Here is a 3,971-nt window from a genome sequence, read left to right on the forward strand (position 1 = left end):
TTTTCAATTATTTCCAAATAATGCCTTTAGAAATCTCCAATTCCGATTTAGACGAGTATGAAAAGATCTTAAGGAAATCATTAAACGACGAAGACAGAGAGGCAATATTGAAATTCACAAGTTTCCGTAAGATTTTAACGATCAGAAAAAAATTAAACCTGTAGAATTTTTTCTCTCAATCAATTTGAAAAGCAACGAGTAGATAACACTTTTAAGGATAACGTCCATCGAACCTAGTTCTCCTCCATACCTTATATGAATACTTTCGGAATAGATCATTATAAGAATCTTATAGATTTAATTATTACCTACTTCCACTCCTTTAGTGTGGTTATCGGTATAATTTTAGGATTTATAAAACTTTTTTCAAAGGATGATTTTAAAAAATCTTATGGAACGGTCCTTCATTCTATTGCGTTATTTTTGATTTTAAACAATGGTATTCTTTTCGGCCAAGGAAACTTGCGAACCGAAAACAAAATTACATTCGGATTTTATTATAGCTTAGTGTTATATTCCATTTCGGCCGTTTTTGTCTGTTTCAGCTATGTATTAGAGATTTTAGACCATCCTTGGAATTACTGTAAAAAACTTTTAGGAACGATTCCCGTTACTATTCTATTATCGTATTTGATTCCAAAGCTTTATTTTATTTCTTTCATAGACGTTCTTTGGTTTTGGGATTTCCGTTATTTACTACTGCTTGGTCTTGACAAAAAGTATTTTAATATCTCAAAAATCTATCGTTTACCTCAACTTCCCTTTGATTTCATTCCTAATTTCTATCTGTTTTGTTTTAGATTTTCTTGGCACGCTACTTGATAGAAAAGACTTCTTTTTTATTGCGGAATTGTTAGCCGGATCAGTGCTTTGCTATATCGTTATTTTAGAACGGGCTTGTCCTTTTTTGTTTAGTAAATCTAAATCTACGATTATAAACATAGTTTCAGAACCGAAAGAATCCCCTATTTCTGAAGAAATTCAAGAAGAAACAAAATTTCAAGGTCGCAATTTATTAGAGGGTATCGATTTAGAAAATGTGGAAATCAAACTGAATCAATTTATAACTTCCAAAAGATTTAAAGACGAAGAACTTAGACTTCCTGACTTTGCTGCAGACTTAGGCCTTTCCACTCATCAAGCTTCTTACTACCTAAACAAATATCTTAGTAAACGATATAATGATTTTCTGAATTTTTATAGAATAAACGAAGTTAAGATTATGATGAAAAATAAATCTAATTTTAATCTTTTAAATATCGCTCTCGAATGCGGTTTCAATTCTTCATCCTCTTTTCACAGGGCTTGTATTAGGTTTACCGGGAAATCCCCGCGTGACCTTAGAAATTATATTCAGTTAAATTCTAGCAAAGACATAAATTCTTAAAATACAAACTTCTCATTCGAATTTCTAATTCTTTTGTATGATACTTTCATAGATGACAGCTTTAAAGAATTAGGATTATTTTTTCCCTTTCAATAACCTGCCTATCATATCTATGATCATCTTCTGATCCTTGGGAGATAACAGGAAAAAATCTTTGATCATCTTTCGGACTCCAGAAGTTCGATCCAGCTTGCGATGAAATGTATTTTCCGCATCCAAAGCGGCAATATCGAAAGCGTTCATTTTATTTTTTGTGTGGCCCATTTTTCATTAAAAGCCAATCCTTTCGAAATCCAAATTTATGTTCGATCACAAGAGCGACTGGATCCGATACATCTCGTTCGCCCGAAAGAATGTTGGAAACCTGTTGCTTGGAAATGCCAACCTCCTCTCCAAATCGGCTCTGAGTCATTCCTGTTTCAGCAATGATCAATCTCAGTCTTCCGGATTGTGTTTTTAAATCAAATGAATTCATTGAATGCTTCTGAGTTGGCAATATTACGGAAGTTAAAGGCCACCCATCGAGAAAGCGCAAGAAATTAACGCATTGTAGGGTTTTGTAAAAACCTTCCGAGTTTCGGTTCATAATAACGAGATTTGTAATAGTAAAGACCAGTGTCTTTGTCTTCGATCTGTCCTGTAAATTTGTAACGGAATATATCCGGTCCATACGAATCATTTCTGTTAATCGCACCGTATGGCTCATAAGAAACGTAACTCACTCCCGGTTCAGGTCCACTTGCTGGGTTCCCCACTCCGTCCGTTATCATCGTAACAGATCCCAAATGATCCGGGTGATAGAAATACATTTTCCAAGGGGTTAGTGATTAGGAATTAGGGGTTAGGAACTCGCATCTCGAAGCGGGCGTGCCTCTGCGAAATCTTTCCGAACTTCCACCGCAGAGTCGCGCTCTTCGTTTCAATCTGCAACGCACCATTTCAAGCTTTTCGTATATTTTTATTTCTGCATTCAGTTCATGTTGCGTTGCAGTATTTTCACTTCGATCGCTCACGCTTCGTAGTTAATATCTTGTCGTTGTGTATTGAAATTCACTCTCTTACACTCAGTTTATTTTTCTAATCTCTCGGATGTTTCGGTAACTCACAAATCTTGTCTTCGTCCGGTTCTGGGTTCGGTTCTATGCTTGCGATGATTTTGATTTCCGGAGCATTATTATTTTCTATTTTCTGAGTCCAATCCTTGGGATTAGGATATGGTAACTCAGCAGGAACAACATTTAAACGTATCGAATGATTCGGGGGAAGATTGATTATCTTTTCTAATCGTCCAGTTTTCTTAGGGGAATTTCCGTGAAAATATACGAACACGAATTCATATCGTCGTTTACCTAGGGGCGCTGGCATTCGATAATCGCAGCCTTCATAAAATCTTACATCACGCATGCCCCAGCCTATTTCATACAGTAAAACTTTAAAATTCTCTAACCAGTATTCTCTTTCAGGATTTAGTTTAAACGGGAAATTTACCAAAGTTCGCTCTTCATCCCAATATCCAACAAATACATAATTTGACAATGCAGTAGAAGACTTTTCCATAGTGTCGTCCAGCATCTTAATATTAAACTTAACGTAACTACGATCTGAATTCGTGATTGGTTTGTATGGTGGATATCGATTTCCAAAACCGGGGCAATTTAAATTTCCAAATCCAAACGAAACTAAAATAAAAACCTTACATAATTTTTTAAAATAGTTTCTTTTCATAATGGCCCCTCGCAAGTCTTTTCTACATATTCACCACCGCTTATAAGTAATCCAATAGGCACCGACTTACCGATGGCTGCTTTAATTGCATAACCTGTTATGGATGCACCTGCCCCCTTCCAATCTCCTGTTGCAATATCATAAGCTAACAAATGCGATGTCGCTATATCCAAACCACTAAATGGACCAACCACGGGTATTTCATTAAAATTTACCCAAGCTCCAGCGACTGCATTTCCTTTAGATGCAGCTACACCAAGTACAGCATTCACTTCAAGATAACCATACCCCGCCATCGCCGCAAGTTGCCCCGCAGTAGCATAACAAGCCCATTTACGAGCACTCTTCTCATCCCAATGAATATTATTAAAACTCGATTTAGAATAACCACCGGCCCCATACGCTTGCATTGTATAAGGACTTAGGATGGTTCCACTCACAAGGCCTGCCGCAGCAGCAGCGCTCACAAACAAGACTCCTCCCACTCCTAATGCAGTGCCAATCGCAAGCGCACCCAAACCGATCGCGGTATAAACTGCACCTGTGGCCGCAAAACCAGCAACGGTCGCAACAGCCAAAGCTGTACAACCAACAATAAAAGAAGCCGCCGTCAATCCCGCCAAAGCCACACCCCCTAACGCAAGACCAGTTCCAGCAATCGCACCACCTAACATCAGTGCGGTGGACGAGGCTACTCCAGCTCCTAATCCAGCCATTCCAATCGATTCAATACCCGATGTTAAAGCCATACTACCTACCGCTCCTACCGTCGCCACTCCGGCTCCCGCTGTTAGTAATGTCGTACTTCCTACCATGTTCAAAGCTGCTACTCCAAGACCCGCTCCCGCAGCCATCATTC

General features: G+C 38.4%; 5 protein-coding genes and 2 pseudogenes. 2 read left to right on the top strand and 5 right to left on the bottom strand.

The genetic code is table 11. The features are described 5' to 3' along the window. Positions 1–164 (top strand): LIMLP_19325 family protein (locus tag LEP1GSC062_RS25925; RefSeq protein ID WP_425268430.1); only part of this gene is annotated, 164 nt, incomplete at its 5' end. A gap of 545 nt (positions 165–709) precedes the next feature. Further along, positions 710–1,387 (top strand): helix-turn-helix domain-containing protein, encoded by a 678-nt coding sequence (locus tag LEP1GSC062_RS24945; protein WP_244265117.1) that lies wholly within the window; start codon positions 710–712, stop codon positions 1,385–1,387. Positions 1,388–1,462: 75 nt separating this feature from the next. Here LEP1GSC062_RS24945 and LEP1GSC062_RS25590 read toward each other — a convergent pair whose 3' ends face one another. The 5 genes and pseudogenes from LEP1GSC062_RS25590 to LEP1GSC062_RS24950 all read right to left on the bottom strand — a co-directional run. Next, on the bottom strand, positions 1,463–1,630 hold the full coding sequence (locus LEP1GSC062_RS25590; RefSeq protein WP_020984690.1) for a hypothetical protein: 168 nt from the start codon (positions 1,628–1,630) through the stop codon (positions 1,463–1,465). Position 1,631: 1 nt separating this feature from the next. Beyond that, complete coding sequence (locus tag LEP1GSC062_RS25595; protein ID WP_020984688.1) at positions 1,632–1,862, bottom strand: helix-turn-helix domain-containing protein; 231 nt, start codon at positions 1,860–1,862, stop codon at positions 1,632–1,634. Between the two features lie 82 nt (positions 1,863–1,944). After that, positions 1,945–2,196: pseudogene (locus LEP1GSC062_RS23295) on the bottom strand (RHS repeat-associated core domain-containing protein); the annotation flags it as partial. Positions 2,197–2,464: 268 nt separating this feature from the next. Beyond that, complete coding sequence (locus LEP1GSC062_RS14985; RefSeq protein WP_010576872.1) at positions 2,465–3,112, bottom strand: hypothetical protein; 648 nt, start codon at positions 3,110–3,112, stop codon at positions 2,465–2,467. Further along, positions 3,109–3,971, bottom strand: a pseudogene (locus LEP1GSC062_RS24950) (RHS repeat-associated core domain-containing protein); the annotation flags it as partial. The pseudogene LEP1GSC062_RS24950 and the gene LEP1GSC062_RS14985, both read right to left, overlap by 4 nt.

Source organism: Leptospira alexanderi serovar Manhao 3 str. L 60 (genome assembly GCF_000243815.2).
Classification (GTDB): domain Bacteria; phylum Spirochaetota; class Leptospiria; order Leptospirales; family Leptospiraceae; genus Leptospira; species Leptospira alexanderi.

Bases quoted from the DNA above. Each gene is read 5' to 3' on its own strand.
- LEP1GSC062_RS25590 (WP_020984690.1), bottom strand. From the start codon at position 1,630: ATGAACGCTTTCGATATTGCCGCTTTGGATGCGGAAAATACATTTCAT.
- LEP1GSC062_RS25595 (WP_020984688.1), bottom strand. From the start codon at position 1,862: ATGAATTCATTTGATTTAAAAACACAATCCGGAAGACTGAGATTGATC.
- LEP1GSC062_RS14985 (WP_010576872.1), bottom strand. From the start codon at position 3,112: ATGAAAAGAAACTATTTTAAAAAATTATGTAAGGTTTTTATTTTAGTT.